The organism is Lysinibacillus sp. C5.1, assembly GCF_016350185.1.
GTDB lineage: Bacteria > Bacillota > Bacilli > Bacillales_A > Planococcaceae > Lysinibacillus > Lysinibacillus sphaericus.
Genome location: NZ_CP066226.1, coordinates 3,004,358 through 3,023,486 on the forward strand (window position 1 = coordinate 3,004,358; position 19,129 = coordinate 3,023,486).

Sequence of the window (19,129 nt, forward strand, 5' to 3'; positions counted from 1 at the left end):
TTTTCATGTATAATGGAGCGTAACAACCTGAAAGAAAGGGTGTTTGAATGAATCGTGAACAACTCATTTTACTCGTTTCAGAAAAACTAAAATTAATTCGAACAGAAAAAGCATTAACGCAAGACCAAATGAGCGATCTCCTTGGGCTTTCCAAAAAAACACTCGTGCAAATTGAAAAAGGTCGCATTAAAACCGGATGGACAACTACAGTTGCAGTATGTGCTTTATGCCGTGAAAGTTCCATATTACAGCATGAGCTAGGTGGTGATCCACTTGAGGTCGTTGACTTAATCGCCAATAACGGCACATTACCGCCAAAGGAAAAAACGATGGGCGGATACATATGGTGGAAAAACCTAAATGAATGGCAAGGCTATCGTTTACAACAAAACGTCATTAGTCAACATTATCGCATTTTAGATACAGACAACTATCGTCTACTGTCAACCTTTGACGAAACACTTGCCATGCAAGAATGGCACAAACTCAAAGAATAATATTAACCGATTTGAATATAAGCCTTGGAAAAAAGGTTTATATTCAAATCACCTAATCTTCTGAATTACATCGCATCTTCCACTAGTACATCCTTCCCCCACTATTCGAAATCTATGGACAAACGAATAATAGTTCTTAAACATTGTGACATAAGATAGAATCACACGACAAACGCTAACAATTACTATGTCGTACAACACTTCTCTTTAAAATATTTCTTCCATACCGAGGAAATCATCAACAAACGAGAAAAGTCGAATTTTGTAAGATTCTTCTATATAATAATTAGTAACGCCTGTTATACTGGAAAGGATGCTTTTTTATGACACGTATACTAGCAATTAGTGATATACACGGTGAATTAGAACTTCTGGAAAAATTATTATTAAAATTGAAGTTCGACGCCACACAAGATAAGTTACTTTTATTAGGGGATTATATTGATCGGGGTCCTGCATCTTGTGGCGTTTTAAATATAATTGAGGAACTACAAGCAACAGGTGCACGTGTACTATTAGGAAATCACGAGGCTATTATGCTCAAAGCTTGTCGTTCTGGTATTCCAAAAGCATGGCATCATTGGATTTCACTTTGTGGCGGAGATGCAACACTTGCAAGCTACGGCTATCAGCCTGAAGATTTTGAAGATGCCATTGCCCAAAACACATTACCTAGCTTTATTCAAACATTGCCAAAGCTTGAAGAACATTTACAGCTTATCGAGACGTTTGAAACGTATATAGAGTTGGAGGATGCCATTTTTGTTCATGGTGGCGTTGTACCTGGTAAAGCCTTAGCGGACACAGATCCTTTACAACTTTTATGGATTCGAGAAGAGTTTCATACAGGCTACAGTGGTGAGAAAACTATAATTTTCGGGCATACACCAACCTATAAATTGCATCAAGACCCAACTAACTACAGTGTTTATTTCGGCGATAATAATATTATTGGTATTGATGGAGGTGCTGTTTTTGGAGGGCAGCTTCATGCACTCGAATGGCCAAATCGACAAATTACATCTGTTGCAAAAGAAAAGCCAACAAGCTTAGAATAACTTGTTGGCTTTTCAATTATGATTCATCGAAATATGCTATTTAATATAATTTAAAAATGACCCCAGCTAGGGAATAAATAATAACTGTTGAGAAGAGAATTGTCATATGGAAAAGCGAGAAAACAAACATTTTCGTCGCCCACTTCACTTGATCCGTGTTACTATGATAACCGTAAATACTCATTACAAGCCATGCCACACTTAATATAAGTGCGACAAGCATAATACCAATACTTAATGAACCAAATAAAAAGCTTGATAATATTAACAGTATTAAATAAAAATTTGTTTGGTAATATGTGCGGCGCATCCCTTTTATTACAGGAAGCATCGGAACGTTAGCTGCTTCATAATCCGCATGTTTACGAATCGCAATCGCATAAAAATGTGGCATTTGCCAGATTACCATCACACAAAAGAGCCCCATTAAAGCAGGATGTGTAATATCAGTAGATACAGCTGCCCAACCAATTAAAGGTGGTACTGCGCCTGATATACTACCAATTTCGGTATTATAAATAGTGCGACGCTTTGTCCACATTGTATACGGCACAACATATAAAAATACACCTAAAAATCCAAATAATGCAGCTAGTGGTGAGGCTAATGCTAGTACAGCTACTCCAACAACAAGCATAATAATCGCTAAACTCATCGTGGATTTTGCTGACATCTCCCCTGTTACAGTCGGACGATTTTTCGTACGCGGCATAATGGCATCTATATCACGGTCATACACATTATTAAAAGCTCCTGCCGCACCTATAACAAGTGCCGAACCAATTGTTGCGAAAATGATTTCTGGTATATTGTCCAATAATGTCATTTTATTTTTATACATCCCTAGCGACAAGCCAGCCCACATAGGAATTAAATTGGATTTTATGATACCTGTTTTAACTGTTTGAGCTAAAACATTAGAGCGCGAATGTTTCTCTATTGTTTTTTCTACAGTTTGTGGATTTTGGTCCGTTTTTAGATTTTGTTCCATTCCTCTTAATTCCTTTTCTCTTATAATTTCTACTTACGTCCTTCGATAGAATGAGACATTTTTTGCATTAAACATATCAAATTATTATTTTACCCCTTTTAGGATAGCTATGTCTCAAAGTTCACATAAAGTACATGATTTTATCAATAGAAGGTATAATGTCAATTCACAACTCCTTCTATGATACCACCGACTTGCATGAATTTGAACCTAATTGCCTTCTTTCCTGCATAATGCTATTCAAGAAAAACAATCTGCACTATACTAATGGGTATGTTCTATCTAAACGAAGGAGTGTCTAACACGTGAAATACGGATTTATTGGTCTAGGTAATATGACCACAGCCATTATTAAAGGAATGTGCAATAGCGGAGATTTTGATTCCTCTTATATATATGGCTATAATCGTACAAAATCAAAAACAACAAAACTCGCAACCTCTTATGGTATACAAGCAACAACTTCCATCGAGGAACTCATGGCAAAATGTGATGTCATTATTTTAGGTGTGAAACCTCAAATGCTACCTGATGTTTTACCTGAGGTCAAAAAACATCTCCAAGAAAAGCATATGATTGTATCCATTGCTGCGGGAAAAAACCTCAATTACTTCCATGGTTATCTTTCAGAGTCCACGCCTATTATTCGCGTAATGCCAAATATCAATGCCCTAATTGGCGCATCAACAAGTTGCTATACAGCAAATGAGCAAGTAACAGAGACACAACTTCGTCTTATCACCATGTTATTTGAAACAATCGGCACGATAATTGAAGTACCTGAACACTTATTCTCCATCTTTACAACAATTGGTGGGGCTTCACCAGCATTCACCTATATGTATATCGATGCCTTAGCTCGCGCTGCTGTGCGTGAAGGCATGCCGAAAAACATGGCACTCGACATTGCTGCAAATGCAGTACTCGGCAGTGCGAAAATGATTTTACAATCAAAAGAGCATCCATGGGCGCTGGTCGATCAAGTCTGCTCTCCAGGTGGAACAACCATTCAAGGCGTATCTTCCCTTCAAAGCAATCATTTCGAAACGACAATCCATGATGCTGTTGCAGCTGTAACAGATAAAGACCGCAGTCTCTCTAAATAAATATTTACGAACAAAAGGCATCGAGAAATTGAATTCCCGATGCCTTTTATCTATTACTTAGGGTTACTGCATATGATCTTGTTCTTGTAGTTGTTGTGCTAAAAACATGCCTAAATCTCGCCAATTTTCTGGTGTAACACCATGTCCATCTGGATATTGCTTGAAAGTAACTGTGGCGCCAAATTGCTCAAACAGTTCTTTACTTTCCATACCCCATTGTGAAGGAATCACATAATCATAATCACCATGAGAAATAAAAGCATGTAAATGATTGACCGTGCGAATCGCATATTCCTCCGTAACAAATTTTGGCGTATATCCGCTTAATGCTACAATGCCTGTAATTAAATTGCCCATAACAAAAGCTAGTGACTGTGCAAGAACAGCCCCTTGGCTAAAGCCAAGGACAAATACTTTATGCGGATCAATTTGAAACTCTTCAATCGCTTCTAAAATAAATCGTTGCAGTGCAATTAACACTTTATCAAAAATAGCACGGTCTGGCTTTCCCACTTCCTGTATCGTGAAAAAGGCAAAACCCGGCTTTTGTGCAATAGGACCTCTCAAACTAATGATATGACACTGGTCTTGAAAATCTTGTACCAATTGCGGTAAATCATCTTCATTGCTACCCATTCCATGCAATAAAAAAATCGCTGGATATTTTTTAGTAGGGTCCATATTTGCTGGTTGTGTATGTTTAAAAGTGAATGGTGTATTCATTGCTATTAATTCCTTTCAAGTAAAATCAAAACTATTTTAACATATTGCCCAATTATACTGCACAGATGTTGATTTTGGAATCTTCCCCTAATTGTTTGAAAATTGTTTGTGTGCCTGACACTACAAAGGCATCGAATTAGAGAAAACGCTCTAATTCGATGCCTACAAATTTTATGTTAAATTTGTTTTCGAAATAAGCCCGTCTGTATGATAGGCTATATATCCGTTAATGATGCGAAGTGTTTCTTGTGGATCAGCGTCAAATAGCACGTTGGATTGTGCAGGCGTTGATACAAGAACCGAGAGTAAATCCATTCGCATCGAATGTCCAGCAGCGCTATAGGCATAGTCATAAATAATCGCTTCCTCTGTAAGACCTTCAGCGTCATACTGTTGATGGAACAATTCTTTTGCCATCTCCATTCGTTCAGCTACTTGCTGACGAATTCGCATTTGATGCATAAGCAATTCTTCTTCAAGTACTGCTGGTTTTACCCATTGTTTCTGTTTTAGCATATTGATAAGCTGATTTTCCCAAACTTGCTCATTGTCAGTAAAATACAACATATTCACCATCAGCCTATCCCAAAAATCTGTTTTCGAACTAGCCGATTGACGTTGCATATCAATCGTCTGATTAAAGTGTTGCTCAACCTTTTCAATATCCATATTACGTACTAAATGGTAACATACATTTTCAATAAATTTATTTGCTACTTCCTGTGCCATGATCGAAACCCGTCCTTATCTCAACAAATCATTACACCTCTATCATACCATGATTGTTAAATAGAAAGAAACGGACAACGTTTAGACATGTTGATGTGGTTGCTGGAATAACACCGATACGCCGGAGTCAATTGCAGCACTGCCAACAGCTTTCGCGACAACGCTCGCTACACGCTCATCCATCGACTTTGGAATAATAAATTCTTCTGATAAGTCTTCTGCTGATACTAACGAAGCAATGGCTTCTACCGCTGCCAGTTTCATCGCCTCATTTATATCTGTAGCGCGGACATCTAATGCCCCCCTAAAAATACCAGGGAAAGCAAGCATATTATTTACTTGATTCGGATAATCTGAACGGCCAGTACCCATAACACGTACACCCCATGCACGAGCATTATCATACGTGATTTCTGGATTAGGATTAGCTAGCGCAAATACTATAGGATTTTCGTTCATTGATTCGATATGCTCTTTCGTTAATAAATTGGCAACAGATACACCGACAAAAACATCACTACCAGCAATCGCGTCTTCTAATGTCCCAACTAATTTGAATGGGTTTGAAATTTTTGCAATCTGGTCTTTGATGCTATTCATCCCTTCCTTACGCCCGTCATAAATAATCCCCTTTGTATCACACATCACAACATTTCTATAACCCATTTGAAGTAATAAGCGCAATATTGCAATGCCAGCCGCCCCGGCACCGTTTATCACTACCTTCATATCTTTTGGTTCCTTGTTGACAATTTTAATCGCATTCATTAAGCCAGCCCCAACAACAATCGCCGTACCATGCTGGTCATCATGGAACACGGGTATATTACACTCCTGTCGAAGGCGATCTTCGATTTCAAAACAACGCGGAGCAGAAATATCCTCTAAATTAATACCACCAAATGTTGGAGCAATCGCCTTAACAGTGCGTACGATTTCATCCACATCTTTTGTTGCGAGACAAATAGGAAATGCATCCACATTGGCAAAACGTTTTAGCAAAATCGCCTTTCCCTCCATCACCGGTAATGCCGCTTCTGGGCCGATGTCACCTAACCCTAGAACGGCTGTCCCATCTGTCACAATGCCAACTAGATTTCCTTTAATTGTATAATCATACACTGCTTGCGGATTGTTTTCGATTTCAATACAAGGCTGCGCAACGCCAGGTGAATAAGCTAAACTTAAATCATATGTATCCTGCACAGGTACCTTTGCTACAATCTCCATTTTCCCTTGTGCTTCTTTGTGCATCTCTTTTGCCTTTTGCATAATATCCATTGTCTAAACTCCTATCTTCTATCTACATGTCATTTAGTTTTTTTCCATTATTCTCAACAAAAAAATTATTATTGTAATACTATTCTAAATAATTAATCTTGTTATATTTTGAAAATTATATTACTTCATCCAACTAAAGTCAACGTCGTCAAGTGCAATCCTATACAAAACTTTTTAAATTGTTAATATTTTTAGAATATTTTAAATAGATGAAATCGTTTTCATTTTAATACTATCCAAAAATAAGTGATTCATACAAAAACACCCTTGTTTCCTTTCGAAACAAGGGTGTTTTAAAGTTTCAGCATTGAGCGTGTAACGCTTCTAAAATAGTTTGTGCATTATCTTGAAGTGCCTGATAGTTATCTTGTAAGTATGTCGGATGCAATGGCTTACTAAATAAAAACCCTTGTACTGTTTCACAATGCCCTGCCATTAAATAATTGAGCTGTGCTACTTCCTCAATTCCTTCTGCCACTACTTTCAAACGTAAATGTTTAGCCATCGATAATATCATATCAACTAATGCTTTATCAGTAGGGTCGCTTTGAATTTTTTGGACAAAAGAGCGATCAATTTTCAAGCAATCGATTGGAAAATCTTTTAAATAGGATAACGATGAGTAACCAGTACCAAAATCATCAACAGCAATTGTCACACCGAGCGTTTTTAATTGATGTAAAATCATCGTGATATGATCGATATTAATGGTCATACTTTCCGTTATTTCTAATTGTAAGTATTTTGGGTCTAAATCAGTATCTTCAAGTACAGATTGAATCATCTCCACTAAATCTTGCTGAAATAATTGGCCTAAAGAAAGATTTACCGCTACTTTGATAGGTGGTAAGCCGGCTTGTTCCCACTGCTTCACTTGCCTACACGCCGTTTCTAATACCCATTGTCCAATCGGAATGATGATACCTGACTCTTCGGCAATCGGAATAAACAAACCTGGTGAAATCATGCCCTTACTTGGATGCTGCCAACGAACTAGTGCTTCAACCGATAAAATTTGCCCTGTCTGCAAATCTATTTGCGGTTGATATTCCACAAACAACTCATGATTATCCAAAGCATGACGTAAATCATTTTCTAAAATAATTTTCTCTGTAATATCGCTAGACATGGAAGTTTCATAAAATACGATGCGTGAAGGTACTTTTCTCGCCTCCTGCATCGCATACACAGCATACCTGACAAGCTCTTCTTCTTTGTAGGCATCCGTCGGGAATAAAGATATGCCAATATTCAAATGCCCATTTAAAGAAATATGTTGTATTTGGAAGGATTTCGCCATGGCCATTTGCAACTGTTTACAAAGCTCCATGATTCGTTGTGTATGATTTGCATCATCAATAAATACGATAAAATAATCTTCTCGAAGCATACTTAGTAAATACTGCTCCGGTATAATATCCTTTAGCCGCTGTGCAACTTGACTAATTAATTTATCTGCATATGAACTACCTAGTGACGCTTTAATAGCTGAAATGCGTTCAATCTCAATAGCTAAAATAGCCTTCTTAACATTCGATTTATATAAGTTCTTATGTAATGTCTCCATTAAAAACCGTTCATTTGGTAGGCTTGTCACCTCGTTATGATAAGCCATATAATGCATCTTCTCTCTAGATTTCTCTAAATGTTTCTGCATTTCTATTAAATCCTGAAACGGTTTTTCAATTGATGAAAAGTAAATGGCTTTAAAAAGAAAATAAAAAGAACACAATTGAAAAATATGTCCAATAAAATTTTTAATATCGTAAACGTCACGATATGTAGTAAAAAGTAAATCACTAATGATTAAATAACTTGCACTACCTAACAACAAGAATATAATATTGGGTGCTACCTTAAATTTTTTTAGTAATAAGTACATGATGAGAAAATGGCATGCCATTGCGACATACTGCAACGAAATTTTTAACGGTGTTGGACCGACTCCTTCAATAACAAGCGGTGGCAGAATAGGGGTAGTCGGTACATATATAAGTATGAATAATCCAACAGTAATAACAAATGGCGTACTATAAATGAACCATCGATACGTTTTATTAAGAATGGCTTTTTCCTTAATAAAAAATATGAGCAAGATACCACATGATAACACTAACCTTCCAATAATATAAAACCATGTTGCAGCATAGGGGGTGCTCTCCATAATAAAATGCGGCATCCCCTTATAAGAAAGTGCATGTGCAATTTCAATTAAGCTATACGTTAAAAATAATGCACCTATGTATAGAGTTCTATTAGATAGAATATAAGGTGTTGTTAACCATGATTGGATGGCAATCGTCATCGTCACAACAATGATCAAAATTTCTATTAGCAAATGAATCGAAACATAATTACTCTTTCCAAAAATCCCGTAAAATTCATCACTCCAATAACCAATGATCATCAATAATACGCTAGAGAATAATATGAATAGTATCCCTTTCCTAAATAAAGAAAAATGTTTATTTAATTCCCACACGATGATCCCTACTTTCACTTGGCTGATAACCGCTACTTTATAATAATTCATTATGTATAAATAATTTTGAGATGATTCTACTAATAGATTACCATGATATACCTAAAATTCAATCAAAGAAAAATGGATAAAATGTTTCAACTGTTGAAAAAAGGAAGAAGACTGAAAATATCCTCGTAATTAACGAGTTTATCTTCAGTCTTAACATGTTCATTTTATGAAAATACATAACTATCCATATTATCAATGGTATTTTGGATTGCATCTTTTAGAGATCGCTGATGCTCGCCACAAGAAGCAATGGCTTCCTCTAATATAATCGCTGCATTCGCTATAAACGGTGCCATCTGTAAATCTTTTGCAAGCTGAATTAACACAAGGGCTTTATTCCACTTCCAGCGAGCATTTGTCGGATCTAAGTCAATGGCTTGCTCTAAATAAGCAAGTGCATCAAAAGGCATCCAACCAAAACGATAAATCGTCTGACCTGTTATGCCCCAATACAAAGCCTTATTAGGATTTGCTTTTACTGCCTGCTTGAAGCAATGGACACTCTCATTGTAATGATGGGCAAATAAAAACAGCTCGCCCTGTGTAAAAAATGATTGTGCCTTTTCATTAGCTGAACCTGATTTAGCCATGTCCTCTAGCGCTTTTACTCGCTTCGCAAATGCCGCTTCATCTTTTATAGCACGTATTGCTAAAACATCATCTGATTCAGGATAACTTTCATTCGCTCGTTCACTATGCTGAGTTTCCAAGAAAAGTGTTGGCTTCGGCAATGTAGCAACATCGTACTCATCCAACAAAGTAATATATTTAGTAGCTAACTCCTTATCAGGCCCATCTGCAATTTGCATAGCAGCCTTATAACATTTCATCAGCTCTCCATTATAAAAGTATTCTTCCATTGTCATCCATTCTTCCTCCAGTTTTCATACACCTCATTCTATATAGTATATATTATACATACTTCACTCTATAAAGCACTCTCCATTTCGTTTGCTATCTATTTGAATAAAAAAGAGACTGTCCCATTGGTTCAGTCTCTTCTGTGCGTTATTTTTTTAATACTTCTTTATCTAAGAAAGCTCGTAAATCTTCTTCAGCTAATGCCCCTACAAAACGTGCAGTTTCTTTGCCATCTTCAAAACGAATAAAAGTTGGCGTTGCTTCGAGATTATACTTATCCCATAAATCTCCATATTCATATACGTTTAATTGTGCAATATTTACGCCTAAATCATCTGCAACCGGCATTAATACGGGTGTGAATGCTTGACAGTGTACACAAACTGGACTAAAGAAATACGCATTGACATCTTCCCCAGCTTTAATCTTCTTTTCTAGCTCATCAGGCAACATAATATTTTGGTAATTTTCATCATCTAATTGGTCAATTGTTTCTTGTTTTAGATTTTTGTCTCCGTATGGATTATTCGCACTCGCCAGTTTGTTTTTGTTTGATACATTTGTAAGTACAATAATCGCTGCAAATAATACAACAATAACCGAACCAATAATTAGTAGCTTTTTCAATTAAACTCCTCCGATTTCACATAAAAAATGTCCTACTTTTAGTGTATTTGGAATTGATTATAAAGTGTTTTTAGAAGCTAGTAAACTAATTCGTCTTTCATAGTAAGTTTTCGCACAATTCAAACATAATTTAATGTATTTATGGAAACCTACTTACTATAATGCGCAAAATGAATTTGGAGTGAAATTTACTATGAAACCTACTTTCCAACATGTTTTTCGAATTTATAAAAGTGATATCTTAAATATAGTATCAAACTGGGTAGTTGCTGTCATTGTTGGTGGGCTCATTTTTTTACCTTCTTTGTATGCATGGTTGAATATCTATGCTTCGATGGATCCATACGCGCACACGGCAAATATGAAAATTGCTGTTGTCAATGAAGATGATGGCACTACAATTAAAGGTGAAAATTTAAACATTGGAAAGGAATTAATGAGCAATTTACAAGCAAACAATAGCTTTTCATGGTACTTTCTCCCAAGGAAAGAAGCGCTCGATTCATTAAACATTGGTGATTATTTTGCAGTACTTATCGTTCCTAACGATTTTTCAGAAAAGCTTACATCCATTTTGACCGATCAACCTACAAAAGCACATATTGATTATTATGTAAATGAAAAAATTAATCCTATTGCTCCCAAAATTACAGGTAAAGGCGCCGGTGTTATTACCCAACAAGTTTCGAGTGAATTTATCTCAACAGTCAATGGCACACTTTTTTCTATGTTCAATACCATTGGCATTGAAATCGAACACGAGATTCCAGACTTCAAAAAATTTGAACATTATATTTTCACAATTGAACAACATCTTCCTGATATTGAATCATTTTTAGCTCAAACTGCAAAAGGTGGAAAAGATGCTGAAAAATTATTGGACACCACTATCAGTGAAATACCCGAGATAGAAAAAATGACAACTAGCGGTCTAACAACTATCCAAAATGGTTTACAGCTGATAAACGAGGCAGATACGCTGTTCACTCAGCTTTCCCCCATTGTAAAAGCAGATTTAGAAAGCGTACAAACAATCGCTCAACGATTCTCACAGCTTTTAGAGCAATTGCAAACTATCCAGACAGATACAGCTACCTTAGCAAAATCTAAAGACGAACTGCAAAAGCAGTTAACATCTTCACAAGATAAAGTAAATAATAGTATCCAAACGTTGGAAGCTTTACAGAAGTTAACACAGGCAGATGCCTCCTCTCGTAAACAACTGGAAAACTCTCTCCAAACGGTGATTTCATCGCTTCAACAGGAGCGATCGAATGATGTTATCGCTCTATTAGATAATAAAGGTATTATTCAGCAATTGGAGTCCATACAAGGAAAGTTACAAGCAAATCCTATTGTTAGCGACTCTATGATTAGTGTGCTCTCTACATTACGTCAACTAAATTCTGTAGTAACGGATGTCTCAAATAAAGTACAACAATTCAATAATATAGACGAGCAAACAATAAAAAAAGATATTGCCGCAGTCCAACAAACGGCTCAAGATGCTGCAAATCATTTAAATCAGTTTCTTAGTTACTATTCAGATAAACTGGAACCACAAATTCATACAACCTTGAATGCTGCAAAGGATACATTAACAAATGCATCAACTATGCTAACGAAAGTGCAAAGCTCCATTCCACAGGCAAAACAACGATTAAGCAATGCCAAAAATACGTTAGTAACGGCCAATAAGGCTATAGCTACCATTCAATCTGACTTCCCTACACTAAGTAAAAAGATTATCGACCTTGCTAATAAGCTACGGACATTAGAAAACGAAACCGATATCTCTGAAATCGTTCAATTATTAAAAAATGATGTCGAAGCAGAGCGAGATTTTTTTGAAGAACCCGTCAAACTAGCAGAACATAGAATATTTCCAATTGCAAATTACGGAACAGCCATGACACCATTTTATACCGTTTTATCTATTTGGGTCGGTTGTTTGTTGCTGATTTCTCTGCTTGCAGTGAATATTCACGACAACCCACAATATAGCATTCGTGAAATATATTTTGGGCGATTAATGACTTTTGCAACTATCTCCATTATACAAACATTGATTATTACAATTGGTGATATTTTACTGTTAGACATCTCCATTCGTGCGCCTCTTTCCTTTATTCTTTTTGGTTTAATCATTAGCTTTGTTTTTATTACAGTGGTCTACACGCTAGTATCTGTATTTGGAAATGTAGGTAAAGCACTAGCCATTGTGATGTTGGTTTTACAAATTGCTGGTTCTGGCGGTACTTACCCCGTTGAATTGTTACCAACGTTTTTCCAAGTAATTAATCCATTTTTACCGTTTACTTATGCAATCGGCATGATGCGTGAAGCAGTTGGTGGCATCATTTGGTCCAAAATATGGCTAGATCTTACATTCTTACTAAGCTTCTGGTTAGTTTTTCTGTTGTTTGGCTTGTTCTTAAAAAAATTGCTAGGCGAAAAAATGGAACTTTTAATGAACAAAACACGCGGATTAGATATTTTTCACTGATTTGTGACTACGCTAGCTATAAATATTGACGTGACCAATGTTATAATGGAAATATTGTAAACATGTAGGAGGCGTTTTTTTGAAAAAATTAATATCCATTTTTACGTTGTTATTGCTCGTTTTAAGTGCTTGCGGAACTGACAAACAAGCGACGGAAGAACAGCCAAAAGATACTCAAAATGAAGCTTCACATGATGGACATGCTCATGTAACAGGAGATATTCAGGAAGAGACAGCAAGTGCTGATGTCCTGCCAACATTTTTAGATAGCCAATCTGAAAATATTCGCTTAGTCTACCAAATAGCTGGACAATCAACCGAAATTTTAGAATGGATGCCATGCTACTGTGGCTGTGGAGAATCTGTTGGACATAAAAGTAATTTAAACTGCTTTATTCAAGAAAAAAAGCAAGACGGAACAATTGTATGGGATGATCATGGCACACGTTGCGCTGTTTGTTTGGAAATCGCACTACAATCCGCAAAAATGCATAAAGATGGCATGACTCTAAAAGAAATCCGCCAAACAATTGATGAAACATACAAAAATGGTTATGCAAAACCAACTCCAACGGAAATGCCTGCATAAAAAGTGCTGACACAAAAGAGAAAAGGTGGCTGGGACAAAACTAAAAAAATTTAAGGAACAGAGGAAAGCTGTCCGTAAATTTTTGCTATATGGAGACCTTAGCTATTCTTGCTTTTGCAATAAAAAAATTAGAAGTGTTCACTAGTTGTTGGTAGCGAAGGCGGTGACTCCAGCTCAGAACAGCACATAATGTTAGCCGCGGGCAGACCGCGATTAGCGAGGATTGCGGCTTACTGTGCTGAGCGGAAAGCACCGTCGTAGCGGACAACAACGGCATAGCAAAAAAGTGTTAGATTGATTAGGTTCAATTTAACACTTTTTCTCTTATGTCCCCGTCACTTTTTTTGCTATCGCCTTTGTCTGCTATGCATTTACTTTTAAAGGTTGCTGGCAAGTAAATCGTTATTTAACGAGTCGTAACACTGTTTTAAAATATGGATGATTCGCACCTTGTAAAAGCTCATATAAAATCATTTCTGTGCTCGTTGGCAATATACCTAGTGCTTTCATTTTATCTAGCCCTATTTCCTTATTGGCTTTTGTACGAGAGGACACCGCATCCACAACTACTTCCACCTCAAAGCCTTGTTCTTTCAGTTGTCTTGCTGTTTGATAAACGCAAATATGCGCTTCAATACCTGTCACGATAAATTGGGTACGACCACTTGCTTTAACTGCATCGATAAAGGCTTGCTCCTGACAAGCACTAAAAGCCATTTTGGCAATCGGGGCCCCCTGAAGATGCTGCGCTATTTCTAAGGCAGTTCCACCTAAACGACTTGGATTTTGTTCAAGCCATAACACAGGTACATCCAAAGCCTCCATCGCTTGTACTAGTTTTGCTACATTTTGAATGACTGTTTCACTATCCTCTACAATCGTTGCCAATTTGCCTTGGACATCCACAACAATCAGACTTGCTTGTTCTATTGTAAACATACATACACCCCTTTCACTATTTCTTACCTTTCAGTATACCGAAAATTTTTTATCTATGTAGTTTTTCATCAATATGCAATACATAAAACAAATTGTGTGCCAATTGTGTGCGTGCCTGACACTAAAATGCTCGTTTTCATCGTACATAAATAAAAAATTGAGAATTTTGTTTTTTCTCTTGAAAATTAAGTTATAATCCAATAAAGGTGCTTTTATTAAACAAAACAAGGAGTGTACCATTTTGACACAACGAGCATACAATTTTAACGCAGGTCCTTCTGCACTACCCCTAGAAGTATTAGAAAACGCTCAACAACAATTAGTAAACTTCCGTAATTCAGGTATGTCTATTATGGAAATGAGTCACCGTAGTGCAATTTTCGACGAAGTACATAACGAAGCAATTGCTCTATTAAAAAAACTTTATGCTATTCCAGAAAACTATGAAGTACTATTCTTACAAGGTGGGGCAAGCCTTCAATTCACAATGGTACCGATGAACTTCCTCCAAGCCGATAAAAAAGCAAGCTATGTATTATCTGGTTCATGGTCAGAAAAAGCATTCAAAGAAGCTAAATTATTCGGTACACCTGTTGAAGCAGCAAGCACAAAGGAAAATAAATATCGTAATATCCCAGCATTATCAGATATTCAATTTAATGAAGACGATGCATACGTGCACATTACTTCTAACAATACAATTTATGGTACTCAATGGAAAGAATTCCCTGAAACAGGTCATGTTCCTTTAGTAGCAGATATGTCAAGTGACATCCTATCTAAACCTGTAGACGTAAGTAAATTTGGTATCATTTATGCAGGTGCGCAAAAAAACCTTGGTCCTTCTGGTGTAACAGTCGTTATTATTCGCAAGGATTTACTAGAAAAAGCAAATAAAGAAATTCCAACAATGCTTAAATATACAACACATGCGGATGGTAACTCATTATATAATACACCACCAACATTCGGTATCTACATGTTAGGTGAAGTATTAAAATGGGTGGAAGCTAAAGGTGGCGTCGAAGCTGTTGCTAAACTTAATGAAGCAAAAGCACAAGTAATTTACGATGCGATCGATAACAGCAATGGCTTTTATAAAGGTCACGCAACGCCAGAAAGCCGTTCATTAATGAACATCACGTTCCGCGTCGCTGATGAAGAACTTGAAAAACAATTCCTAGCTGAAGCAAAAGCAGCTGGATTTATCGGTTTAAATGGTCACCGCTCAGTAGGTGGTTGCCGTGCATCAACATATAATGCTGTGCCATTAGAAACTTGCGAAGCACTTCGCGATTTCATGGTAGCATTCCAACAAAAACACCAATAATGAAACAACGACGAATGCTTGTAAAAATAACAACATTCGTCGTTTCTTTTTTTTAAATGCATATTCTGCTCTTTAAACATAACATTCTTTCCTATTACCCCACCGATAGACTTCTATCTCTATGACAACCATATCGGTACAATCACACCTTTGCCATATAAAATAAACTTTAACAACATTTATTAAAAGAAAAAAATAGTTTTTTCTTTGTTTATCGGACATATTACCATCCTCCATTCTTCAACAAAACATAGATTATTAGTGTAAGGCAATAGCTTTACATTAAGTGATGGAGAAAGGAGGTAATATGAATGGAAGATAGACGTTATGTTACGCATATGAACTGGGCTCCTTGTAAATGCCATAAACCTTGCAAATGTAGCCACAAAAAAGAACATGAATGTAAAGAAGAGAAATGCCACAAAGCAGTGAACAACTGCAGAAGCTGCATCTGTGAGCAATTAAGAAAATTAGAAGTTGGAGCTGTAGTTGATGTTTTCTTAGCAGGCGGTCTTAGTTTCCTTGGTTTAACTTTTGTGAGCTTCAATTGTAGAAATTGCTGTGCTTATTTCCTAGAAGCTGGTTCAACATCACCACTTATTATCGATTGCAAAAAAATAGATGCTATTCGTGTAGTAAGAGCATAGTAGCCTTCTTTCACTGAGAATGGAGTATACCCTTTCCTTCTAAACATACTCCTTTGATATAAGTAAAAACCCTGTCAAAACTAATTTGACAGGGTTTCATGTTTACATTCTGGGCATTTTCCGTAAATTTCAAATTTATGATTTTCAATTTCATAGTCTGGAAGCTTTTCACCTAACATTTCCATCGGGCAAACATTCAGCTCTTTTACATTGCCACAATCCATACAAATGAAATGATGGTGATGATGTTCAGATTCACAATGCATACGAAAATTTCGTTCACCAGACAACTCAGTCTCTTCTAAAATGCCAAGCTTTACAAACGTTGAAAGATTACGATAAATTGTATCGAAGCTCATACCTGGAAAATCTTTTTTCAGCACATCTAATAAATCTCGAGCGGTTAAATATTTATCCGTTTCCGCAAACATATTTAAAATTAACTCACGTTTATCTGTTTTTTTATAGCCGTTTTCTTTTAAAATTTCCCACGCTCTTGAAATATTCACTGTGCTTCCTCCCCTTGTTTTACAGATACCTTTAACATCATTTTCTTCACGATAATAACTAGCAATAAAATAAGAATAGACGTAACGACAATCGTACCACCTGGCGCTAAATCTAAGTAAAATGCACTTACTAATCCTATGAACACTGCTACCTCGCCAAATACAATTGCATAGAGTATCGTTTGTTTAAAACCTTTAGCCAGACGCATGGCGGCAGCCACTGGCAAAGTCATTAAAGATGAAACAAGTAAAATACCTACGATGCGCATACTAGCAGCAATTACAAGTGCTGTCACAATCATAAACAACAGGTGAACCCAGCGAGCTGGCAAACCACTTGCTTTGGCATATTCCTCATCAAACGATAGCACAAATAATTCTTTAAAGAAGAAATATAAAAACACAATAACTACAATCGCAATCCCAATAACGACCCATAAATCCTGCCTCGACACAGCCGAAACAGAACCAAATAAATAGCTCATTAAATCGGTGCTAAAGCCACTGGCAAGTGAAATAAAAATTGCGCTAATGCCAATTCCACCAGACATAATAATCGGAATGGCAAGTTCTTCATAATGCTTATATAAACGGCGTAAGCGCTCAATTAATATCGAGCCACTCACAGAAGCAAGTATGCCTAAGTAAATTGGGTTGAGCATTGCTAATGCAGCAACAGACTGACTTACATATAAGCTACCAGCAATCCCCGCAAGTGTAACATGGGATAATGCATCAGCAATCAGTGATAGCCTACGAACTACGATAAATACACCTAATAGTGGTGCGATGATGCCAATTAATAAGCCAGAGAAAAAGGCATTTTGTAAAAACTCATAGTGAAAAATTGCTTCAATCATTGTGCCTTCTCCTTTTAGTGAATCTTTCTCACCGAATGGCCATACCAAGCGTCTAGCGCATCCTGAGAAATCGAATCAAATTCGTTTTTGTAGCCGTGGAAATGAATTGTTTGATTAAGGCAAGCAACATGGCTAATGCGGTTTGATACCGTATCAACATCATGTGTCACAAGAATCATCGTAATTCCTTGTTCCCTATTCAATTTCGCCAGCATATCATAAAAGGACTGCACATTCTCGTGATCAATGCCGACTGTTGGTTCATCTAAAATTAGTAATCGTGGCTCACTGACTAAAGCACGTGCAATAAATACGCGCTGTTGTTGTCCACCAGATAACTCGCCAATATTTCGTTTCATAAAGGCGTCCATCCCTACGGCTTTTAATGCCTCGTATACTTTGCTTTTGGCATCCTTCGAAGGACGCTTAAAGAGCCCTAATTTTTTTGATAATCCACTAATAACTACTTCTTGAACCGTTGCAGGAAAACCAGAGTTGAAGGCATTGGATTTTTGAGAAACATAGCCAATCCATTCACGATGTTTAAACGTTGCACTTGGCTCTCCAAATAATGTGATTTCACCAGACATCGGTTTTAATAAACCTAAAATTATTTTCAGTAATGTCGATTTCCCAGAGCCATTCGGACCTAGGAGCGCCAAAAAATCTCCTTCTTCCACACGAAATGAGATGTTTTTTAATACTTGTGTATAGTCATATTGAAATGACACATTTTTAATGTCAATTAATGCTTGTTTCATGCATGATCGCTTCTTTCTAATTCAAAATCATTACGATTTACAAATTGTAAGTATAAATGAAAGTTTAGTATTTGTAAAGAAAACAAAACTTAAAAGGAGGGATTGTTTGTGAGTATTCAATTTTTGCAACAATTATCTCAAAGTAGTGATAAAGAAGTTGTAGCGATTGCCCGTGCCGAAGGTTTTGACATTACCACTTCTGAAGTGAAAAAGCTTCGACCTTATCTAGAGCAATTCTCTTTTTCTTGGCTCTTTTTAGGTATTCCAAAAGATGTACTCAGTGAAGTGGAAGCAGTACTCGGACGAAAACGTTCTCGCCAGCTTATTGCCCTTTTTACTAAATAATAGAGTATTGCCCGAAAGTCAATTTAGACTTTCGGGCTTTCCTATGTAATAATCCACCAAAATATACCTATATTTTTAAATTTTTTTGAACTTTTTAGATAAATTATTGAAATTTAAAATTTTAGAATTTTATAATAATTGATAATTAGAGAATGAAATACTCTTTCTCTATGCTTGTTGATTGTTGTGTTGCTTGTAGTTAATTTTCAGCAAAATACAAAAAGGAGTTGGATTTTC

The 19,129-nt window shown here is 36.5% G+C and carries 19 protein-coding genes; 8 read left to right on the top strand and 11 right to left on the bottom strand.

What is annotated here, in order from left to right:
- Positions 1-47 precede the first annotated feature (47 nt).
- Both I5435_RS14660 and I5435_RS14665 read left to right on the top strand, forming a co-directional pair.
- The gene (locus I5435_RS14660) at positions 48-497 is read left to right on the top strand and encodes a helix-turn-helix transcriptional regulator (protein WP_108029772.1); all 450 of its coding nucleotides are present in this window, start codon (positions 48-50) and stop codon (positions 495-497) included.
- Positions 498-820: 323 nt separating this feature from the next.
- Entirely contained in the window at positions 821-1,555 is a 735-nt protein-coding gene (locus I5435_RS14665; RefSeq protein ID WP_025219990.1) for a metallophosphoesterase, read from the top strand.
- A gap of 40 nt (positions 1,556-1,595) precedes the next feature.
- On the opposite strand, the gene cyoE is transcribed toward I5435_RS14665, so the two are convergent.
- A complete protein-coding gene (cyoE, locus tag I5435_RS14670; RefSeq protein ID WP_024362958.1) occupies positions 1,596-2,546 on the bottom strand; it encodes a heme o synthase in 951 nt (316 codons plus the stop codon).
- A gap of 305 nt (positions 2,547-2,851) precedes the next feature.
- Between cyoE and proC the strand changes: the two genes are divergently transcribed.
- Positions 2,852-3,652 carry a pyrroline-5-carboxylate reductase gene (gene proC, locus I5435_RS14675; RefSeq protein WP_024362959.1) on the top strand — a complete coding sequence of 267 codons (801 nt, stop codon included), beginning with the start codon at positions 2,852-2,854 and terminating at the stop codon, positions 3,650-3,652.
- Positions 3,653-3,715: 63 nt separating this feature from the next.
- On the opposite strand, the gene I5435_RS14680 is transcribed toward proC, so the two are convergent.
- The 6 genes from I5435_RS14680 to I5435_RS14705 all read right to left on the bottom strand — a co-directional run bounded on the left by I5435_RS14680 (position 3,716) and on the right by I5435_RS14705 (position 10,406).
- Positions 3,716-4,375, bottom strand: a complete 660-nt coding sequence (locus I5435_RS14680) for an alpha/beta hydrolase (protein WP_024362960.1) — start codon at positions 4,373-4,375, stop codon at positions 3,716-3,718.
- A 171-nt stretch (positions 4,376-4,546) separates the two neighbouring features.
- Complete coding sequence (locus I5435_RS14685; protein WP_108029774.1) at positions 4,547-5,104, bottom strand: hypothetical protein; 558 nt, start codon at positions 5,102-5,104, stop codon at positions 4,547-4,549.
- Between the two features lie 81 nt (positions 5,105-5,185).
- Positions 5,186-6,385: an NAD(P)-dependent malic enzyme gene (locus tag I5435_RS14690; RefSeq protein WP_024362962.1), complete on the bottom strand. Its 1,200-nt coding sequence runs from the start codon at positions 6,383-6,385 to the stop codon at positions 5,186-5,188.
- A 301-nt stretch (positions 6,386-6,686) separates the two neighbouring features.
- Positions 6,687-8,867, bottom strand: a complete 2,181-nt coding sequence (locus I5435_RS14695) for a bifunctional diguanylate cyclase/phosphodiesterase (RefSeq protein WP_052599506.1) — start codon at positions 8,865-8,867, stop codon at positions 6,687-6,689.
- 215 nt (positions 8,868-9,082) lie between these two features.
- On the bottom strand, positions 9,083-9,784 hold the full coding sequence (locus tag I5435_RS14700) for a tetratricopeptide repeat protein (protein ID WP_337982510.1): 702 nt from the start codon (positions 9,782-9,784) through the stop codon (positions 9,083-9,085).
- Between the two features lie 142 nt (positions 9,785-9,926).
- On the bottom strand, positions 9,927-10,406 hold the full coding sequence (locus I5435_RS14705) for a thioredoxin family protein (protein WP_024362965.1): 480 nt from the start codon (positions 10,404-10,406) through the stop codon (positions 9,927-9,929).
- A 193-nt stretch (positions 10,407-10,599) separates the two neighbouring features.
- On the opposite strand from I5435_RS14705, the gene I5435_RS14710 reads away from it, so the two are divergent.
- Both I5435_RS14710 and I5435_RS14715 read left to right on the top strand, forming a co-directional pair.
- A complete protein-coding gene (locus tag I5435_RS14710) occupies positions 10,600-12,912 on the top strand; it encodes a YhgE/Pip domain-containing protein (RefSeq protein ID WP_108029776.1) in 2,313 nt (770 codons plus the stop codon).
- A gap of 79 nt (positions 12,913-12,991) precedes the next feature.
- Positions 12,992-13,501, top strand: coding sequence for a PCYCGC motif-containing (lipo)protein (locus I5435_RS14715; protein WP_024362967.1), 510 nt, complete (start codon positions 12,992-12,994; stop codon positions 13,499-13,501).
- Between the two features lie 402 nt (positions 13,502-13,903).
- Here I5435_RS14715 and I5435_RS14720 read toward each other — a convergent pair whose 3' ends face one another.
- A complete protein-coding gene (locus tag I5435_RS14720) occupies positions 13,904-14,440 on the bottom strand; it encodes a hydrolase (protein ID WP_108029777.1) in 537 nt (178 codons plus the stop codon).
- A 241-nt stretch (positions 14,441-14,681) separates the two neighbouring features.
- Here I5435_RS14720 and serC point away from each other — a divergent pair, with 241 nt between their 5' ends.
- Positions 14,682-15,770 carry a 3-phosphoserine/phosphohydroxythreonine transaminase gene (gene serC / locus I5435_RS14725; protein ID WP_024362969.1) on the top strand — a complete coding sequence of 363 codons (1,089 nt, stop codon included), beginning with the start codon at positions 14,682-14,684 and terminating at the stop codon, positions 15,768-15,770.
- A 311-nt stretch (positions 15,771-16,081) separates the two neighbouring features.
- Positions 16,082-16,417 (top strand): hypothetical protein, encoded by a 336-nt coding sequence (locus I5435_RS14730; RefSeq protein WP_024362970.1) that lies wholly within the window; start codon positions 16,082-16,084, stop codon positions 16,415-16,417.
- Positions 16,418-16,497: 80 nt separating this feature from the next.
- Here I5435_RS14730 and I5435_RS14735 read toward each other — a convergent pair whose 3' ends face one another.
- From I5435_RS14735 to I5435_RS14745, 3 genes are read right to left on the bottom strand one after another with little or no spacing between them, the layout of a single operon-like run.
- Positions 16,498-16,926 (bottom strand): Fur family transcriptional regulator, encoded by a 429-nt coding sequence (locus I5435_RS14735; protein WP_024362971.1) that lies wholly within the window; start codon positions 16,924-16,926, stop codon positions 16,498-16,500.
- Positions 16,923-17,786 (bottom strand): metal ABC transporter permease, encoded by an 864-nt coding sequence (locus I5435_RS14740; protein ID WP_337982511.1) that lies wholly within the window; start codon positions 17,784-17,786, stop codon positions 16,923-16,925. Before I5435_RS14740 ends, I5435_RS14735 begins: the two co-directional genes overlap by 4 nt.
- Positions 17,787-17,800: 14 nt before the next feature.
- Entirely contained in the window at positions 17,801-18,547 is a 747-nt protein-coding gene (locus tag I5435_RS14745; protein WP_337982512.1) for a metal ABC transporter ATP-binding protein, read from the bottom strand.
- Between the two features lie 108 nt (positions 18,548-18,655).
- Here I5435_RS14745 and I5435_RS14750 point away from each other — a divergent pair, with 108 nt between their 5' ends.
- A complete protein-coding gene (locus I5435_RS14750; RefSeq protein WP_024362974.1) occupies positions 18,656-18,892 on the top strand; it encodes a Nif11 family protein in 237 nt (78 codons plus the stop codon).
- The last annotated feature ends 237 nt before the right edge of the window (positions 18,893-19,129 follow it).

Excerpts from the sequence above, each read along its gene's own strand:
- I5435_RS14660 (WP_108029772.1), top strand. The coding sequence starts at position 48 with ATGAATCGTGAACAACTCATTTTACTCGTTTCAGAAAAACTAAAATTA.
- I5435_RS14665 (WP_025219990.1), top strand. The coding sequence starts at position 821 with ATGACACGTATACTAGCAATTAGTGATATACACGGTGAATTAGAACTT.
- cyoE (WP_024362958.1), bottom strand. The coding sequence starts at position 2,546 with ATGGAACAAAATCTAAAAACGGACCAAAATCCACAAACTGTAGAAAAA.
- I5435_RS14680 (WP_024362960.1), bottom strand. The coding sequence starts at position 4,375 with ATGAATACACCATTCACTTTTAAACATACACAACCAGCAAATATGGAC.
- I5435_RS14685 (WP_108029774.1), bottom strand. The coding sequence starts at position 5,104 with ATGGCACAGGAAGTAGCAAATAAATTTATTGAAAATGTATGTTACCAT.
- I5435_RS14690 (WP_024362962.1), bottom strand. The coding sequence starts at position 6,385 with ATGGATATTATGCAAAAGGCAAAAGAGATGCACAAAGAAGCACAAGGG.
- I5435_RS14700 (WP_337982510.1), bottom strand. The coding sequence starts at position 9,784 with ATGACAATGGAAGAATACTTTTATAATGGAGAGCTGATGAAATGTTAT.
- I5435_RS14710 (WP_108029776.1), top strand. The coding sequence starts at position 10,600 with ATGAAACCTACTTTCCAACATGTTTTTCGAATTTATAAAAGTGATATC.
- I5435_RS14720 (WP_108029777.1), bottom strand. The coding sequence starts at position 14,440 with ATGTTTACAATAGAACAAGCAAGTCTGATTGTTGTGGATGTCCAAGGC.
- I5435_RS14730 (WP_024362970.1), top strand. The coding sequence starts at position 16,082 with ATGGAAGATAGACGTTATGTTACGCATATGAACTGGGCTCCTTGTAAA.
- I5435_RS14740 (WP_337982511.1), bottom strand. The coding sequence starts at position 17,786 with ATGATTGAAGCAATTTTTCACTATGAGTTTTTACAAAATGCCTTTTTC.
- I5435_RS14745 (WP_337982512.1), bottom strand. The coding sequence starts at position 18,547 with ATGAAACAAGCATTAATTGACATTAAAAATGTGTCATTTCAATATGAC.